The following is a 15,631-nucleotide window of genomic DNA, read 5'->3' as shown; positions in this document are numbered from 1 at the left end:
TCGTGTGCCGGCCGCCTGGTAAAGCACGGGCGGCCGATATTCTTGTGTGAGCGGGAGACTATAGGGCGCAGTACGCGGCACATGGAAATAACGATTTGCTCTTTCCTTATGCCGCCGTCGCCGCGCAGGGCGGGTGACCGGCTCAAATACTGTATATTCATACAGCTTCCAGCCGTTCCAGCCTTCGTGTCCGTCGACCCACCTGACGCCCCCGTTCCGGTCCCAGCCCCTGCGCAGGCCCCTGCCTATGTCGTCGCCGTGCGCGCGTTGTGCGACTTCACCGCCAAGGCAGGCGATCTCGACCTGCGCTTCGTGCCGACGCCAACGGCGCAGGAAGGCGTCGCCGGCCACGCCCTGGTGACAGGCCGGCGCGGACCGGGCTACCAGGCGGAAGTGCCGCTGTCCGCGGATTTCGGTCCCTTGTACGTCCGCGGCCGGGCCGATGGCTACGATCCGGACGCCAACCGCCTGGAAGAAATCAAGACCGTGCGCGGCGAGGCCGCCGTGCCGGATAACCACCGCCACCTGCACTGGGCGCAGGCAAAGATCTATGGCTGCCTGATGTGCCGCAAACTCGGATTGCCCGGGATCGACGTGGCAGTGATCTATTTCGACATCGTGGGGCAGCGCGAGCACCCGGTAGTGCAGCACTTCACCGCGGACGATCTCGATGCGTTCTTCGTCCAGACCTGCGAACGCTTCCTGCAATGGGCACAAGCCGAACTGGCACACCGGCAGGCCCGCGATGCCGCGCTGGCGCAACTGGCCTTCCCGCACCCGGCATTCCGCACCGGCCAGCGCGAGCTGGCGCAGGCGGTGTACAACGCCAACCGCGCCGGGCGCACCCTGCTGGCCCAGGCGCCGACAGGCATCGGCAAGTCGATCGGTACGCTTTTCCCTCTGCTCAAGGCAATGCCGGGGCAGGGCATCGACAAGGCGTTCTTCCTGTCGGCGCGCTCCACCGGCCGCGGCGTTGCATTGCACGCGGCGCAGGTGCTGCGCAGCCACGGCGCTCAGCCGCTGCGGGTGATCGAACTGGTGGCGCGCGACAAGGCCTGCGAGCATCCGGAACTCGCCTGCCACGGCGAATCCTGCCCGCTCGCGCGCGGCTTCTACGATCGCCTGCCCGCCGCGCGCGAAGCCGCCGGCGACGTGCCGGTGCGCGACCGTGCCGCGGTGCGCTCGCTGGCGCTGGCGCATGGCATCTGCCCCTACTACCTGGCGCAGGAACTGGTGCGCTGGAGCGATGTGGTGGTGGCGGACTACAACTATTACTTCGACCGCAGCGCGCTGCTGTATGCGCTGACCGTCGCCAACGGCTGGCGCGCGGGCGTGCTGGTTGACGAGGCGCACAACCTGGTCGAGCGTGGCCGCGCCATGTACACCGCCGAGCTGGATCCGCAGGCGCTGCGCGAGGCGCGGCGCGGCGCTCCCGTGGCGGTGGCCAGGCCGCTGGCCCGGCTGTCGCGCCACTGGAACGCACTGGCGCGACAGGCTGACGTTGCCTATGAAGTCCTGCCGGAAGTGCCCGTGCCCCTGCTGCGCGCGCTCGATGATTGCTGCGCAGCAGTGCTGGCACACATGACCGAGCAGCCCGCGTTGATCGACCCGGCACTGCAGCGGTTCTATTTCGATGCCCTGCATTTCAGCCGGCTGGCAGAGCAGCTCGATGCCAGTTCGCTGTTCGATATCCAGCGGCCAGCCGTCGCCGGCAAGGCCGGACGCGGCAACCATGCGCGCCTGTGCCTGCGCAACGTCATACCTGCGCCGTTCCTCCGGCCGCGCTTTGCCGCGGCGCATTCCGTCACGTTGTTCTCGGCCACGCTTGACCCGGCTGCCTACTACCTCGATACGCTGGGTTTGCCTGCCGACTGCGCGCGCGTGGCGGTGCCGTCGCCGTTCCGGGCGGAACAACTGTCGGTACGCATCGCCAGCCGGATTTCCACCCGCTATGCACGGCGCGGCCAGTCGCTGCCGGCTATTGCCGCGCTGATGGCGAACCAGTTCCGCGCCCGCCGCGGCAACTACCTCGCGTTCTTCAGCAGCCACGAATACCTGCAGCAGGCCGTGTCGAACTTCTCGCAGGCCCATCCCGACATTCCGCACTGGGTCCAGCAGCGCCGCATGGACGAGGCGGCGCAGGCCGCTTTCCTGTCAGCCTTTGTCCCGGGCGGGGCAGGCATCGGCTTTGCGGTGCTGGGCGGCGCCTTTGCCGAAGGCGTCGACCTGCCCGGCGAGCGCCTGATCGGCGCCTTCGTCGCCACGCTGGGGCTGCCGCAGTTCAACGCGGTCAACGAGCAGTTCCGTGCGCGCATGCAGTCGGCCTTCGGCCAGGGCTACGACTATGCCTATCTCTATCCGGGCTTGCGCAAGGTGGTGCAGGCCGCGGGCAGGGTGATCCGCACACAGCAGGACGAAGGCGTGGTCTACCTGATCGACGACCGCTTTGCCGCGCCGGAGGTGCGCCGGCTGCTGCCGGAATGGTGGCAAATCGGCCCGGCGGCGTAGAAATTACACGGCGCGCTGGCGTTGCGGCGGCAGCTTGCCGGCCCCGCCGGGAGGGAACGGATCTGGCACGAATCCGGCAGCAATGCGACCATGCGTGCCGACCGCACCTCGTCGTCATCGAACCAAGGACCCGACCATGCCCATGACCCAGCATTACGCGGCCACCGAGCCGCCCCGTACCGAAGTGGATACGCTGAACGGTGGCACCGTGCTCGAATTCGGCGCCCCATGGTGCGGCTTCTGCCAGCGAGCGCAGCCCGCGCTCGCCGAAGCGTTCGCCGTGCATCCCGCACTGCGCCATATCAAGGTCGAGGACGGCAGCGGACGCCCGCTCGGCCGCTCGTTCCGCATCAAGCTGTGGCCGACGCTGGTATTCCTGCGCGACGGACAGGAAGTTGCCAGACTGGTGCGGCCGACCGATGCGGATCCGATCCGGGAAGCCATGCGACGCATCAGCTGATCTTTTTGGGTAACTAATACGTCGCAAAGCGGCAATTTTCTGCCGCACCAGGGCGCTCAACCCTGCTTTGGGAGGGCACAAGCCGGAGCCATTTCTGCCGTTTGTGCAGAAGTCGCCTCCGCACACTGGCCCCTGATGGCTGTGCGGGCGACCAGCCCGGCAACGGTCCGCGCGCCCGGCGCGCACGAAACAAGACGGTCTCAACCGCCAATTGCGACAAATGAGCGCCCTTAGCCCCGACCAGCGGCCGACCGTCCTGGTCGTCGACGACGTTCCCGAAAACATTGCGGCCATGGTCGCCCTGCTGCAGGACCTGTATCGCGTCAAGCTGGCGAGCCGGGCGGCCACCGCGCTGCAACTGGCGCATGAAGCGCCACCCGACCTGATCCTGATGGATGTGTCGATGCCTGGCATGGACGGCTACGAGGCGTGCCGCCGGCTCAAGGCCGACGCGCGCACCGCCTGCGTGCCGGTGATCTTCCTGACCGCACGGGCAGAGGCCCACGACGAGGCGCTCGGCTTCGCGGTCGGCGCGGTCGACTACATCATGAAGCCGGTCAGCGCGCCGGTGGCGCGCGCGCGCATTGCCAGCCAGCTGGCGCTCAAGCAGGCGCACGACTTCCTGCGCGACCGCTCGGCCTGGCTCGAGGCTGAGGTACAGCGCCGCACGCGCGAGATCGAGCTGATCGAGGACGCCACCATCATCGCGCTGGCGGCGCTGGCCGAGACCCGCGACAACGAGACCGGCAACCATATCCGCCGCACCCAGCACTATGTGCGCGCACTGGCGCGCAAGCTGCGGCACGAGCCGGATTTTGCCGGCAGGCTCGACGACAAGGCCATCGAACTGATGTTCAAGTCCGCGCCGCTGCACGATATCGGCAAGGTCGGCATCCCCGACCGGATCCTGCTCAAGCCCGGCAAGCTCACCGTCGAAGAATTCGCGGTCATGAAGACCCATACCACGCTGGGCCGCGATGCCATTGCCGATGCCGAAGCCCAGTGCGGCACCACCAGCTCGTTCCTGCGCTACGCGCGCGAGATCGCGCATCACCACCACGAGAAATGGGATGGCAGCGGCTATCCCGACGGCCTGGCCGGCGAAGCGATCCCGCTGCGTTCGCTTCCATACCGTGGCGCGCGTTCCCGTGGCCGACGGCAGCGGCACCTACCGCCTGCCGCCGGGCGCGCCCCTGACCCGGCTGGCGCAGCAGGTGCTGTCGCATCAGACGCTACAGCTTGGCTTCGGCTACCGCGACTACCGCGGCCGGCGCGTGGCTGGCGCCGGGCTGTGGGTGCCGGCGCTGGCGAGCGGACTGATTGAGGCCGCCGAACCCGGCACGCCGCCACCGGCCGAGCCGCCGCGCGCGGCGCCCGGCCCGGGCTGGTCGCTGCCGCAGCGGCGCGTGCTGCTGGTCGAGGACAACGAAATCAATCGCGAGGTCGCGGTACACCTGCTGCAGCAGGCCCGCATCACGCCGGGCACCGCCGGCAACGGGCGGGTCGCGCTCGAGCGGCTGGCCACCAGGCGTATGACCTGGTGCTGATGGACATGACCAGCGCCGGTGTCAGCGGCCGGCCGGCAGCACCATCGTCACCAGCACCGAGGCATCTGTGTCGGCGGTCAGGTCATAGCGCACGCACGGGCCGACGTAGAGCAGGTCGCCCTGGCGCAGTCCGCGCTCGGCCCCGTCCACGCGCAGGCGGACTTCGCCTTCCAGGCACTGCACCGTCATCGGGCCGTCGACCGAATGGGGCGGCACATGCTTGCCCGCCTTCAGCACCAGCCGCATCACTTCCAGCGGGCCTTCCTTGAACAGGGCTTGGGTGACAGTCTGGTCCAGGCGCGTGCCCAGGGGCAGCACGCTGGCGATCTGTCCGGAAGCTAGGTGAGGGAGGGACATGCGCGGCTCCTCGCTAAGGTGGGGTCGTGTGGTCGTGTGGTTTGTGCGTTGTCAGGCGCTGCTGGCTTTTGCCGCCAGCACGCCTTTCCAATCTAGCACCGGAGCGCGCACCTCAGTAGCGTTCAGCGTGCCGTAGCAGGCGAAGCCGGAGGCCCCGATGCGGGCACCGCATGAGCGCTTTGTGCGCAGGGAAGCGCATGGCGGGCGCGTGCTTCGGCGCGGGCGCGCTCGATCACGGACCAGTCCGGGCCCGCACTGGCGGGCACGGATGCGGCAAGGGCGCCAAGCGCGAGCATGGCGAGCAGGATGGTCTTCATGGGGATGACGGTCGAAGCGGGATGGTGGGGCTGGGGGCTGGCCGGAAAGGTCCTTCCGGCCAGCGGTGCCGGCACGGCGAGCGCCGCGGCGGGCGGAAGCGTATCAGGCGGCGTGTGCCGGCGGCGCCGAGACGCCGGTGCGGTCCATGCCCGCCAGGTCCATGCCGGTGGCCGGCTGGTTGGCGCCGTCGGTGAACGGGTCGCGCTTGCCGTTGACGTGCGCGCCGTCGGTGAACGGGTCGCGCTTGCCGTTGACGTGCGCACCCTCGGTGAAGGGATCGCGCTTGCCGTTGTGCTGCAGGTTGTAGCCGTAGCGGTCGGCGTCGGTGCCGTGGTCGCTCAGGCCTTGGGCTGCGGCCGGGCCGCAGGCGAGCACGCTGGCTCCGAGGGCGGCGATGGAGAGTGTCGTGGCGAGGAGGGCTTTGAGATCGTCGTTATGCATGGCTGCTATGTCTTGGGTAAGGGGACGGCACGGTCCTGCAGTCTTCCTGCGGGCTGTGCGTGGTGGGCGGATCCGCCTGCCAGCACGCCGTCCGGTTCGCCTTGTGGGCGGTGCCGGGCGTACAAGGGCGGGGCACGGGACGAAGTGTAGTCACGCCGATCCATTCGTGTGATGATTTAAAAGGACAAAACTCAGTCGATTTTTTCATCGTAAAACGGAGGCCATTCCGAGCGATCCGCCGAAACCTTGCGGCCGGCTTGCCAGCCGCCGCCCAGGGCGAGAAACAGGTCCACCTGTCGGTATGACACCTGCGCTTCGGCCGCGGCCAGCGCGGCCTCGGCACCGGCCAGCCGCCGCTCGGCATCGAGGCGCTCGAGGTAGGGGATGCGCCCGGCCTGCTGCAGCCGGGCCTGCTGGCGTGCGGCTTCGCCGGCCTGCTCGCGCGCCGCATGCAGCGACTCGCGCCGCTCCAGCGCGCGGGTATAGGCGGACAGCGCCGTCTCCGTTTCCTGCAGCGCGCGCAGCACCGCGCCGTCGAAGCGCGCCAGCGCGGCGTCGGCTGCCGCCTCATGGCCGTGGATGCGGTGGCGCACGCCGTTGGTGGGCAGCGACCAGCTTAGCAAGGGGCCCAGGCTCCAGCGCGCGGTCGGGCTGCTGCCCAGGTCGCTGAGCACGCCGGTCAGGCCGGCGCTGGCGCCGATGCGGATCGACGGGTACAAGTCCGCGGTGGCAACGCCGATGCGCGCGGTCGCCGCGGCCAGTTCCCGTTCGGCCTGGCGGATATCGGGACGGCGCCGCAGCAGTGCGGCACCGTCGCCCACCGGCAGCGGCGCGTGCAATTCGGGCTCGGCATGGCAATCGACCTCGTCCGGTGCCAGCGCTATCGGCGGCTTGCCCAGCAGCAGTGCCAGGCGGTGATGCGCCGCGGCGCGCTCCGCCGCGAAGGCCGGCAAGGCGGCGCGCAATGCTTCCGTGCGGGCGCGTTCGCGCGCCACGTCCGGTGGCTGCGCGCGGCCGGCGGCGACCAGCCGGCGGGTTGCGTCCACCGTTCGCTCTTGCACCGCAAGCTGCCGCGTGGCCACTGCCAGTTCATGAGTGGCTGCGCATCCCTGCACGTAGGCGCGCACGGTCTGCGCGGCCACGCTGACGCGCACCAGGTCGAGGGTGGCTTCGCTGGCTTCGGCGCCTGCCAGCGCGGCCTCGTCGGCACGTGCCAGCTTGCCGAAGAAATCGACCAGGTAAGACACGCCGAAGCCGAAATCGCCCAGGTTGAACACCGGCGGCTTGATGGCCTGCAGGAAGCTCTGGGCCGACAGCTGCGCGCGCGCCACGCTGGCGTCGACGCCGCCCTGCGGCAGGCTCTCGGACTCGACCTCATGCAGCAGCGCCACCGCGCGCCGCAGGTTGGCCGAGGCGGCGCGGATGTCGGTGTTGGCCGCCAGCGCTTGCTGTACCAGCCGGTCGAGCCGCGCGTCGTCATAGAGGTGCCACCAGTCGTCGGGGACCGGGCCGATGTCGACGCCATGTGCGTTGCCGCCCTGCAGCGCGCCGTTGGCCTGCGGCGCCTTGATCGCGGCGTGCCCGGGCACGCGGTAGTCCGGGCCCACCGTGGTGCAGGCGCACAGGCACGCGGCCGCGCACGCCAGCCAGCGACGGCGGCCGCTCATGACCGCGCCGCGGCAGGACGCCGCGGTTCGCGCACCGACACCGTCGCGGTGCGGCCCGACACCAGCCTGACGTCGACGGGCACGTCTTCCAGCACGATGCGCACCGGCACGCGCTGCGCCAGGCGCACCCAGTTGAAGGTCGGATTGACGTTGGGCAGCAGGTTCGAGCCGGCGCTGCGGTCGCGATCCTCGATGCCGGCGGCGATGCTCTGCACATGTCCGCGCAGGTGCCGGGGCTCGCCCATGAGGTGGATGTCCACCGGGCTGCCGATATGGATGCGGTGCAGCTTGGTTTCCTCGAAATACCCTTCCACATGGAACGACGCCGCGTCGACCATCGACAGCACCGGGCGGCCGGTGGACACGTAGTCGCCCAGCCGCGGCAGGCGGTCGTTGAGGTAGCCGGCCACCGGGCTGCGCACGCTGGTGCGCTCCAGGTTCAGCCGCGCCAGCCGCACCGTGGCCTCGGCCTGCGCCAGCGCCGCTTCGCCTTGCTCCACGCGGGCGCGGCCCTGTTCGGCGACTTCGCCGGCCACCAGCCCGTCGAGCGTCCGGTTGCGCGCGGCTTCGCGCCGCGCCTGGGCCAGCGTCGCGCGCAGCGTGGCGGCGGTGGCCAGCGCCTGCTGCAGCGCCAGCGCGTAGCGGTCGCGGTCGATCTCGAACAGCACCTCGCCGCGCTGCACGTGCTGGTTGTCGCGCACCAGCACGTGTGTGACCAGGCCTGAGACGTCGGGCGCGACCTGGACGATATCGGCGCGCACATGGCCGTCGCGGGTCCAGGGCGCGGCGGTGTAGTAGTCCCACAGGTGGCGCAGCACCAGCACGGCGGCGAGCACGGCCAGCAGCGTCGGCAGCAAGGGAAGCAGGGGGCGGAGTCGGAGTGTCATGACGGCAGTCCCGGCACGGCGGCGAAGACTGCCGCCACGGCGCCCAGGACGATCACATAGAGGGAAAGGTTGAACAGCGAGCGGTGCCAGATATGCCGGTAGCAGCCCAGCGCGGCCAGCGTCATGCGGATTGCGGTGGTGACGGCGAAGGCCAGCACCATCAGCACCAGCACGCCTGGCACGAACACGCCATAGAGATCGATTTCACTGAGCATCGGGGGCAGCAAGAGCGGTGAGTGGGGTCAGTCCGCGCGCGCCGGCGGGGTGCAGCGTTACCTGCAGCACCACCAGCGCGCCCAGCGCACCACTGTCCTGGCGTGGCAGCGCGGCGATGGCATCGGCGACCCGGCGCGACAGCGCCGCCGGTGCCGCCACGGCATGGCCGCTGCGCAGCCGTGACCGGTAGTGCCGCGCGACTGCCGCCAGCACCCGGCGCACCGGCTTGCGTGCCGCACGCGGGAGGTTCGGCAGTGCCCTGTGCAGTGCCAGCGCGCAATAGCCGACCTGCAGCGCATGGAAGCCGTCGGACGAGAGCGGGTCGCCGGCGGCACCAAGGCGCGGCACCAGCTGGCCGAGCCGGTCGAGCATGCGCGCGCCGAGCCGTGCGTCGCCATCCGCAGCGCGCAGCGTGGCCGCCTGCGCCAGGTCCTGCCAGCTCGCGCGCACTAGCCGGTGCGCCGCCGCGCGCGCGCCGAACGGGCGCACCGCCATCGACCACAGCGGCGCGAACAGCATCGCGGCGGCGCTGGCCAGGCAGGCATTGAAGGTGCCGAGGAAATCCGCGTCGAAGACTGTCTGCACATTGGCGAACGATGCGGTGTTGACCGACAGCAGCATGGCGATCAGCTGGAAGCCCGGCCGCGCCACCAGCAGGCCGATGCCGAGATAGGGCAGCGCCAGCATCGCCGCCAGCGTCTCGAAGGTATGCGCGTGCGGGACCACCACGAACAGGTAGCCCGAGGCCACCAGCAGGCACGCAAGGCTCCAGCGCAGGAAGGGGCCAGCCATGCGGCGCGGTTCGTCGATGGCGGCAAAGAAGCAGCAGGCGATCGATGCCACCGCCACCGCGCCGGCGCCGTCTTCCCAGCCCGAGAAAATCCACAGCAACCCGGCGCAGAAGACCGCCAGCCCGCTGGACACGGCACCGAACAGCAGCATGCCGTGGTCATGGTGATGCCCGGTCCTGTCGGCTGCCGGCCGGCTGGCGGCGGACGGCGCCCCGGGGCCGTGTTCGGCGATGCCACGTTGCAGCGCCAGGCATTCCGCGTACAGCGTGCACAGGCGTTGCAGCTGGTCGGTGGCGGTGGTGGCGAGCCGCGCCGGCCAGTCTCCGTCCGCACCGTACCGGCACCAGTCGCGGTGCAGCGGCGGAGCCGGCTGCGCGGCACCGCTGCCCAGCCAGGCGGCGGTCGCATCCAGTGCCTGCCGCAGCGGCGCCGGCATGCCGCCCGGCAGGCCGCGCAGCGCCTGCAGCACGCTTTCCAGCGACGACAGCAGCGGCATCAGCATGGTCATGCGCTGGCGCAACGCGCGCGCATGGCGCAGCGTGCGGCTGCCTTCGGTGTCATAGGCGAGCTGGGTGATCAGCTGGTCCAGCGCCAGGATGTCGCTGGCGAGCCGATGGCGGCCGTCGTCGGCGCCTGGGCTGCCGCGCAGGATCGCCACGGCCCAGCCGCTGGCGTCGGCAAGCCAGCTCTGCGCTCGCTGGCGCAATGCGGGCGCCACCTTGGCCGGGAACACGATCGAGCCGACCAGCCCGGCGCAGACGATGCCGATCACGATTTCCTCGATGCGCGCCACGGCAATATCGAAGATTTCCGCCGGCTGGCTGACCGCCGGCAGCGCCACGATCGGCAGCGTGTACGCGGCCAGCAGGAACACATAGCTGCGCGGCGAGCGCTGCAGCAGCGACAGGTACACCAGCACCGTGATCCACAGTGCGATCGCGCCCATCAGCACGATCGGCATGTTCACCAGCTGCGGCACGGTCGCGACCGCGGCGGTGGCGCCGAGCACCGTGCCGGCGACGCGGTACGCCGCCTTGGAACGGGTGGCGCCGGTCAGCGGATGCGAGACGAAATACACCGTGGCCATCGCCCAGTAAGGGCGCGCCAGGCTCAGCGCCAGCGCGATATAGAGCGCCAGCATCGCGGCGGCGAATGCCTTCAGCGAGAACAGCCACTGTCGGGCATCCGGCCAGCTAGGCATGGAACGAGGTCCTGAAGACAAGGAGTTTGGGGGCGCGCAGCGCCGCCTGCCGCTCCACGCTTCATGGCGGCGCAGTCGGGCAGGGGCGATGTGTGGAAGCGAAGTGTAGCCAAACCTTTGCATTCCATTCATGATTTAATATTGGCTTCACCATTCGCTTTGTTCATGGATTCGTGCCCACCCACGGTCCAGCCCGCGCTCCACATGCCTATCGATATCCGCGCGCTGCGCTATTTCGTCGAGACCGCCCGCCTGCACAGCTTCACGCAAGCGGCGAGTTCGCTGTTCGTCACCCAGTCGACCATCAGCAAGATGGTGAAGCAGCTCGAGGATGAGGTCGGCCAGCCGCTGCTGATCCGCGAAGGCAAGAGCGTGCGCCTGACCGACGTGGGGCGCGTGGTCTACGAACGCGGGCAGGAGGCGCTTGGCGTGGTCCACCGGCTGACGCTGGAGGTGGCCGACCTGTCATCGCTCGGCCGCGGACAGCTGACGGTCGGCATCCCGCCGATGGTCAACCTGTTTTTTTCGCCGGCAGTCAGCGCGTTCCGGCAGCGCTATCCCAACCTGCAGCTGACGCTGGACGAGCACGGCGGGCAGGTGGTCGAGCAACTGGTCGCCAGCGGCGAGCTGGAGGTGGGTGCCACGGTGCTGCCCGGCGACAGCGGGCTCGCGCTCGAAACCCGGCAGTTCGGCCGGCACCCGATCTGGGCGGTCGGGCCGCGCAAGGCGAAGTGGGCGCGCGGGCGTACCGTCACGCTGGGTGCGCTGCGTGACGAGCCGCTGGTGATGCTGACCGACGATTTCTCGCTGACGCGCAAGCTCAACCAGGCCTTCCTGGAAGCGCGCATCGAGCCGCGCATCGTGGCGCGCAGCGGCCACTGGGATTTCCTGGCGTCGATGGCGGCGGCGGGACTGGGCACCACCTTCCTGCCGCAGCCGCTCGCCGAGCGCCTGCAGGGCCAGGGCACGCTCGCCATGGCGCGCCTGACCGAACCGGCGATGGACTGGGCCATGGCGCATATCTGGTCGCCGGGACGCTACCTGTCGCACGCGGCGCGCGCGTGGCTGGCGGTCTGCGACGAAGTACTCGGGGAAGGAGAAAAGCGATAGCTTCGCCAGTGCGCGCCTATTTGCGCAGGCACTGGTCCGGCGCGATATTCAGCCGCACCAGCGACTGCCGCCCCGCGGTGTAGTGGTACAGCAGGGTCACGCCAAGCTTGCCCAGCACCGGCACGTCCGGATTGCGGCAGATCCCGCGCTCCAGGATCGGCTTGGCCGATGCCATGTACTCGCGCGTGCCGTCGCGCGTGGCATCTACGCCCGACACCTTGAGCTGGAACTCGACGATCTTGCCGGGCCGGGTCACGCAGCCGTCCAGGCGCGTGGTGTCGTCCAGGTCCAGCGGGCCGGCGCGCATCAGCTCCTGGCAGGCCATCCGCAATTCCCGGTCGGCGTTGCCAGCCGTCAGCCGCGTGACGCCGGTCATGCCGGTCGGCTTGCCGCGCACGGTGCCGAGCAGCAGCGTGGCGAGGCCGGAGAGCTGCGGGCTTTGCGCGGGCGGCGCGGCCAGCGCGGCGGTGGCTGCGAGGGATGTGGCCAACGAGGTGACCACGGAAACGAGGGCCGGCAGGAGGCGGTGGGGCATTGCCGTCGAGGCGGCTGGCGTAAAGCGCATAAAGGGAGCGGGGTGGGTAGCTGTAGCGCTGCTACTTTAGCCGCTGCCCCTTGTTGCCGTTGTCAGGCATTGTCCTACGCGCCGCCGGGATGTGTAGGGCGAGGGGCTGTCCGAGGCACTTTGTGCCGATGCGGTGGCTGTCGTCACAGTTCCAGCACCAGCCGGCACCCGCCGGCCGCACGCGAGCAGCACGCCATCATCCGGTCGTTGGCGTCGCGTTCGGTGCGGGTCAGCACCACGTCGCGGTGATCGACCTGGCCGGCGAGCACGCGCACTTCGCACGAGCCGCACAGGCCTTCCTCGCAATCGCTCTGCACATCGATATTGGCGCCGCGCAGCGCCGCGAGCAGGGTCTGGCCGGCAGGCACCTCCATGACCAGCCCGGAATCCTTCAGCTCGACGGTGAAGGGTTGCTCCTTCGATGCGTCCAGCGTGCCCAGCCGCGACACGAAATGCTCCACCCGCAGCGCGCCCTCCGGCCACGCGGCGCAGAGGTCGGCAAGGGCGTCGAGCAGCCGCTGCGGGCCGCAGGCGTAAACATGGGTGCGCGGCTGCGGCGTGGCCAGCAATGCGGCGAAGTCGGCGCGGCGGCCTTCGTCGCCGGCGTAGACATGCAGGCGCTCGCCATGCAGGGCCTGCAGCATGTCCAGCATTGCCATCGAGCTGCGCGAGCGGCCGCAGTAATGGATCTCGTAGTCGATGCCGAGCTGGCGCGCGCGGCGCGCCATCGCGCTGACCGGCGTGATGCCGATGCCGCCGGCGATGAAGATGGCGCGGCCACAGCCCTCGTCGAAGCGGAAATGGTTGCGCGGGCCGCGGATGCGCAAGCGGTGGCCCGCCTTGACGCTGTCGTGCACCCAGGCCGAGCCGCCGCGGCTGTCGGGCTCGCGCAGCACGGCGATTTCCAGTGCGCCGGCATCGTCGGGATCGCCGCACAGCGAATACTGGCGCGACAGCCCGGTATCGCCGCACTCCACGTCGATATGCGAACCTGGCGCCCAGCGCGGCAGCGGCTTGCCGTCCGGCGCTGCCAGCCGCAGCCGCACCACGCCGTCGGCGGCGGAGGTGACGCTTTCCACCACCACGGTGCGCGCGCTGGTGTGCGCCGACGGCTCGCCGATGCGCACGGGCTGGCGCTGCGCCAGCAGCGCGGGGTCGCGGCGCTCCGGGTTCTGCGCCGGGTCCCACTCGACCAGCAGGTGCTCGGGGCCGCGGAACGAAGTGTTGGGCACGTAGGTGAAGGACTGTTCCGCCAGCCGCATATGCGGTAGCCGGCGCGTCAGCTCTTCCAGGAAGATCTGCATCTCCATGCGTGCCAGGTTCTTGCCCATGCACTGGTGCGAGCCGTAGCCGAAGGTCAGCTGCCCGCTGGCGTTGTCGCGGCGGATGTCGAACAGGTCGGCATCGGCGAAGTGGCGCTCGTCATGGTTGGCCGACGAGGTCACGATCAGCAGCTTGCTGCCGGCGGCCAGGCGGATGCCGCCGACTTCCGTATCGCGCGTGACCAGCCGCCGCCACGCCGCCACCGAGCCGTTGTGGCGCAGGCATTCTTCCACCGCGTTGGGGATCAGCGAAGGATCCTCGCAGATCTCGCGCCATGCGTCGGGATGCTGCAGCAGCAGCTTGATCGCGTTGGCCGAGGCATTGGCGGTGGTCTCGTGTGCGGCGACGATGCCGGCCATCATCATCGAATGCAGGTAGGAGTCGGTGACGACCTCGGGCAGTGCCTTCTGCTTGCGCAGGCCATACTGCATCCAGCCCGGGCCCGACGGATCCTCGCGCATCTTGTCGAGGATGCGCCCCGCCAGCTGCCAGAAGTTGCCGACCGCGTGCGCGACCGCGACCTGTTCTTCCGGCCTGGGCCGTCCCCAGGTGTTGACCGTATGGGCAATGGAGTACTGGCGCAGCAGGTCCATGTCCTCTTCGGGAACGCCCAGGAAATGCAGCGCCACGGTCAGCGGCACTTCCCACAGCATCTGGTCGACCAGGTCGGCGCGGCCGTCATCGACAAAGCGGTCGACGTATTCGCGCGCCAGCCGCCGCACCATCGGCTCGTGATGCGCCAGTTCGGCGGGCGTGAACGGGGCCATCAGCGCGCGCCGGCGCGGCATGTGGGCGGGCTCGTCCTCGTTGACCAGCGTGCGGTTCATGGCATAGCCGTACGAGGCCAGCACCGCGTTGGCTTCGTCGCCGGTGGGCGTGATCTTCTCGAGCGCGATCGACGGGCTGAAGGTGATGTTGTCGCGGAAGATCGCCTTGATGTCGTCGTAGCGCGTGACCACCCAGTAGCCCAGTTTCGGGCTGTAGAACACCGGCTCCTGCTCGCGCGACCAGCGCACGTACTCGGGCGGATCCTGCTGGTAGCCGTCGCCGAACGGATCGAACTCAGCCGCCTTGTGGCTGACCGGGCAGCCATTGGGGGCGGTGATGGCGGAATGGTCGACGGGACAGCCGCCGCGCGCGGTGTCGGGGGAGGGGATGGCCATGCTGCGTACTCCTGCAAAAACATTGCCGTCCGGGCGGGGCCGGACGGCCTCATAGCGATACCGGAATCGTGGGAGAGGTCGCTCAGTTGTCCAGCGTGATCTTCAGGTCGCGGATCAGCTTGGTCCAGCGTGCCGACTCGGTGCGCAGCAGCTCGCTGAACTGTGCCGGCGTATTGCCAACCGGCTCCACGCCGAAGTCCACCAGCCGTTTGTTCACCGCCGGCTCGCGGATCGCCGCGACCACGTCCTTGTTCAGCGTGTTGATCACTTCCGGCGGCGTGGCGGCGGGCACCACCATGCCGACCAGCGCCGCAGCTTCAATGCGCGGGTAGCCCAGCTCGGCAAAAGTCGGCACGTCGGGCAGCTGCGGCAGGCGGGTGGCATTGGCCACCGCCAGCGGCCGCACCTTGCCGCCCTTGATAAAGCCGGCGCCGGCGGCGTAGTCCACCATCATCGCGGCGACCTGGCCGGCGGCAACGTCGGACAGCGCGGGTGCGGCGCCGCGGTACGGCGCGTGCGTCATCGGCAGGCCACCGGCTTCCACCTTCAGCAGTTCCATCGCCAGGTGGTGCGGGCTGCCCGCGCCGGCGGAGCCATAGTTGACGCCGCCCTGGGTGGACTTGGCCTGCGCGATGAATTCTTTGGCGCTTTTGACGGGGCTGTTCGCGCCCACCACCAGGATCATCGGGAAACGGCCCAGCAGCGTGACCGGCGCAAGGTCCTTGCCCGGGTGGTAGGAAAGCGTCTTGTACAGGACCGGGTTGAATACCAGCGTGCCGTTGTCGGCGGACAGCACCGTATACCCGTCCGCAGCCGAGCGTGCCGTCTCGGCCGCGCCGATCGCCGTGTTGCCGCCGGGTTTGTTGTCCACCACGACCGGCTGCCCGACCTTGGCCGACAGCCCCTGCCCAATGGTGCGCGCAAGGAAATCCGAGCCGCCGCCGGCGGCGTACGGCACGATCCAGCGGATCGGCTTGGCCGGGTAGGTGTCGGCGGCATGGGCCGGCAGGGCATACAGCAAGGGCAGGACGAGCGCGCCGATAGCCAGGCGCGGCAGCAGGGGGCGGGGCATGTGGT

General features: G+C 69.7%; 15 protein-coding genes. 5 read left to right on the top strand and 10 right to left on the bottom strand.

Translation table 11 applies throughout. The features are described 5' to 3' along the window. Positions 1–186: 186 nt before the first annotated feature. The 4 genes from J8I82_RS25595 to J8I82_RS25580 all read left to right on the top strand — a co-directional run bounded on the left by J8I82_RS25595 (position 187) and on the right by J8I82_RS25580 (position 4,515). Positions 187–2,508 (top strand): ATP-dependent DNA helicase, encoded by a 2,322-nt coding sequence (locus J8I82_RS25595; protein ID WP_284183149.1) that lies wholly within the window; start codon positions 187–189, stop codon positions 2,506–2,508. Between the two features lie 136 nt (positions 2,509–2,644). Beyond that, positions 2,645–2,968 carry a thioredoxin family protein gene (locus J8I82_RS25590; RefSeq protein WP_209761637.1) on the top strand — a complete coding sequence of 108 codons (324 nt, stop codon included), beginning with the start codon at positions 2,645–2,647 and terminating at the stop codon, positions 2,966–2,968. A gap of 220 nt (positions 2,969–3,188) precedes the next feature. Next, positions 3,189–4,292, top strand: coding sequence for a response regulator (locus J8I82_RS25585; protein WP_245180110.1), 1,104 nt, complete (start codon positions 3,189–3,191; stop codon positions 4,290–4,292). After that, positions 4,183–4,515: a response regulator gene (locus tag J8I82_RS25580; RefSeq protein WP_209761636.1), complete on the top strand. Its 333-nt coding sequence runs from the start codon at positions 4,183–4,185 to the stop codon at positions 4,513–4,515. Before J8I82_RS25585 ends, J8I82_RS25580 begins: the two co-directional genes overlap by 110 nt. A gap of 21 nt (positions 4,516–4,536) precedes the next feature. Here J8I82_RS25580 and J8I82_RS25575 read toward each other — a convergent pair whose 3' ends face one another. The 7 genes from J8I82_RS25575 to J8I82_RS25545 all read right to left on the bottom strand — a co-directional run bounded on the left by J8I82_RS25575 (position 4,537) and on the right by J8I82_RS25545 (position 10,393). Beyond that, positions 4,537–4,872 (bottom strand): cupin domain-containing protein, encoded by a 336-nt coding sequence (locus J8I82_RS25575; protein ID WP_209761635.1) that lies wholly within the window; start codon positions 4,870–4,872, stop codon positions 4,537–4,539. Between the two features lie 122 nt (positions 4,873–4,994). Beyond that, entirely contained in the window at positions 4,995–5,189 is a 195-nt protein-coding gene (locus J8I82_RS25570) for a hypothetical protein (protein ID WP_209761634.1), read from the bottom strand. A gap of 103 nt (positions 5,190–5,292) precedes the next feature. Next, positions 5,293–5,631, bottom strand: coding sequence for a hypothetical protein (locus J8I82_RS25565; RefSeq protein ID WP_209761633.1), 339 nt, complete (start codon positions 5,629–5,631; stop codon positions 5,293–5,295). A 191-nt stretch (positions 5,632–5,822) separates the two neighbouring features. Continuing rightward, entirely contained in the window at positions 5,823–7,298 is a 1,476-nt protein-coding gene (locus J8I82_RS25560) for an efflux transporter outer membrane subunit (RefSeq protein WP_209761632.1), read from the bottom strand. Then, the gene (locus J8I82_RS25555) at positions 7,295–8,185 is read right to left on the bottom strand and encodes an efflux RND transporter periplasmic adaptor subunit (RefSeq protein ID WP_209761631.1); all 891 of its coding nucleotides are present in this window, start codon (positions 8,183–8,185) and stop codon (positions 7,295–7,297) included. The genes J8I82_RS25560 and J8I82_RS25555 overlap by 4 nt, the downstream gene beginning before the upstream one ends. After that, positions 8,182–8,400 (bottom strand): DUF1656 domain-containing protein, encoded by a 219-nt coding sequence (locus tag J8I82_RS25550; RefSeq protein WP_209761630.1) that lies wholly within the window; start codon positions 8,398–8,400, stop codon positions 8,182–8,184. Before J8I82_RS25550 ends, J8I82_RS25555 begins: the two co-directional genes overlap by 4 nt. Continuing rightward, positions 8,390–10,393, bottom strand: coding sequence for an FUSC family protein (locus J8I82_RS25545; RefSeq protein ID WP_209761629.1), 2,004 nt, complete (start codon positions 10,391–10,393; stop codon positions 8,390–8,392). Before J8I82_RS25545 ends, J8I82_RS25550 begins: the two co-directional genes overlap by 11 nt. 204 nt (positions 10,394–10,597) lie before the next feature. On the opposite strand from J8I82_RS25545, the gene J8I82_RS25540 reads away from it, so the two are divergent. Then, a complete protein-coding gene (locus tag J8I82_RS25540) occupies positions 10,598–11,503 on the top strand; it encodes a LysR family transcriptional regulator (RefSeq protein ID WP_209761628.1) in 906 nt (301 codons plus the stop codon). Between the two features lie 16 nt (positions 11,504–11,519). Here J8I82_RS25540 and J8I82_RS25535 read toward each other — a convergent pair whose 3' ends face one another. The 3 genes from J8I82_RS25535 to J8I82_RS25525 all read right to left on the bottom strand — a co-directional run bounded on the left by J8I82_RS25535 (position 11,520) and on the right by J8I82_RS25525 (position 15,626). Then, positions 11,520–11,993, bottom strand: coding sequence for a hypothetical protein (locus J8I82_RS25535; RefSeq protein WP_336620909.1), 474 nt, complete (start codon positions 11,991–11,993; stop codon positions 11,520–11,522). A 218-nt stretch (positions 11,994–12,211) separates the two neighbouring features. Further along, a complete protein-coding gene (locus J8I82_RS25530; RefSeq protein WP_209761626.1) occupies positions 12,212–14,554 on the bottom strand; it encodes a cytochrome P450/oxidoreductase in 2,343 nt (780 codons plus the stop codon). Between the two features lie 82 nt (positions 14,555–14,636). Then, complete coding sequence (locus J8I82_RS25525; RefSeq protein ID WP_209761625.1) at positions 14,637–15,626, bottom strand: Bug family tripartite tricarboxylate transporter substrate binding protein; 990 nt, start codon at positions 15,624–15,626, stop codon at positions 14,637–14,639. Positions 15,627–15,631: the final 5 nt, after the last annotated feature.

Origin of the sequence: Cupriavidus consociatus (assembly GCF_017814975.1) — a bacterium.
GTDB classification, from domain to species: domain Bacteria; phylum Pseudomonadota; class Gammaproteobacteria; order Burkholderiales; family Burkholderiaceae; genus Cupriavidus; species Cupriavidus consociatus.
This window is presented reverse-complemented; position numbering and strand designations above follow the sequence as displayed.

Coding starts and splice junctions, on each gene's coding strand:
- J8I82_RS25590 (WP_209761637.1), top strand. CDS start 2,645: ATGCCCATGACCCAGCATTACGCGGCCACCGAGCCGCCCCGTACCGAA.
- J8I82_RS25585 (WP_245180110.1), top strand. CDS start 3,189: ATGAGCGCCCTTAGCCCCGACCAGCGGCCGACCGTCCTGGTCGTCGAC.
- J8I82_RS25575 (WP_209761635.1), bottom strand. CDS start 4,872: ATGTCCCTCCCTCACCTAGCTTCCGGACAGATCGCCAGCGTGCTGCCC.
- J8I82_RS25570 (WP_209761634.1), bottom strand. CDS start 5,189: ATGAAGACCATCCTGCTCGCCATGCTCGCGCTTGGCGCCCTTGCCGCA.
- J8I82_RS25565 (WP_209761633.1), bottom strand. CDS start 5,631: ATGCATAACGACGATCTCAAAGCCCTCCTCGCCACGACACTCTCCATC.
- J8I82_RS25560 (WP_209761632.1), bottom strand. CDS start 7,298: ATGAGCGGCCGCCGTCGCTGGCTGGCGTGCGCGGCCGCGTGCCTGTGC.
- J8I82_RS25555 (WP_209761631.1), bottom strand. CDS start 8,185: ATGACACTCCGACTCCGCCCCCTGCTTCCCTTGCTGCCGACGCTGCTG.
- J8I82_RS25550 (WP_209761630.1), bottom strand. CDS start 8,400: ATGCTCAGTGAAATCGATCTCTATGGCGTGTTCGTGCCAGGCGTGCTG.
- J8I82_RS25545 (WP_209761629.1), bottom strand. CDS start 10,393: ATGCCTAGCTGGCCGGATGCCCGACAGTGGCTGTTCTCGCTGAAGGCA.
- J8I82_RS25540 (WP_209761628.1), top strand. CDS start 10,598: ATGCCTATCGATATCCGCGCGCTGCGCTATTTCGTCGAGACCGCCCGC.
- J8I82_RS25530 (WP_209761626.1), bottom strand. CDS start 14,554: ATGGCCATCCCCTCCCCCGACACCGCGCGCGGCGGCTGTCCCGTCGAC.
- J8I82_RS25525 (WP_209761625.1), bottom strand. CDS start 15,626: ATGCCCCGCCCCCTGCTGCCGCGCCTGGCTATCGGCGCGCTCGTCCTG.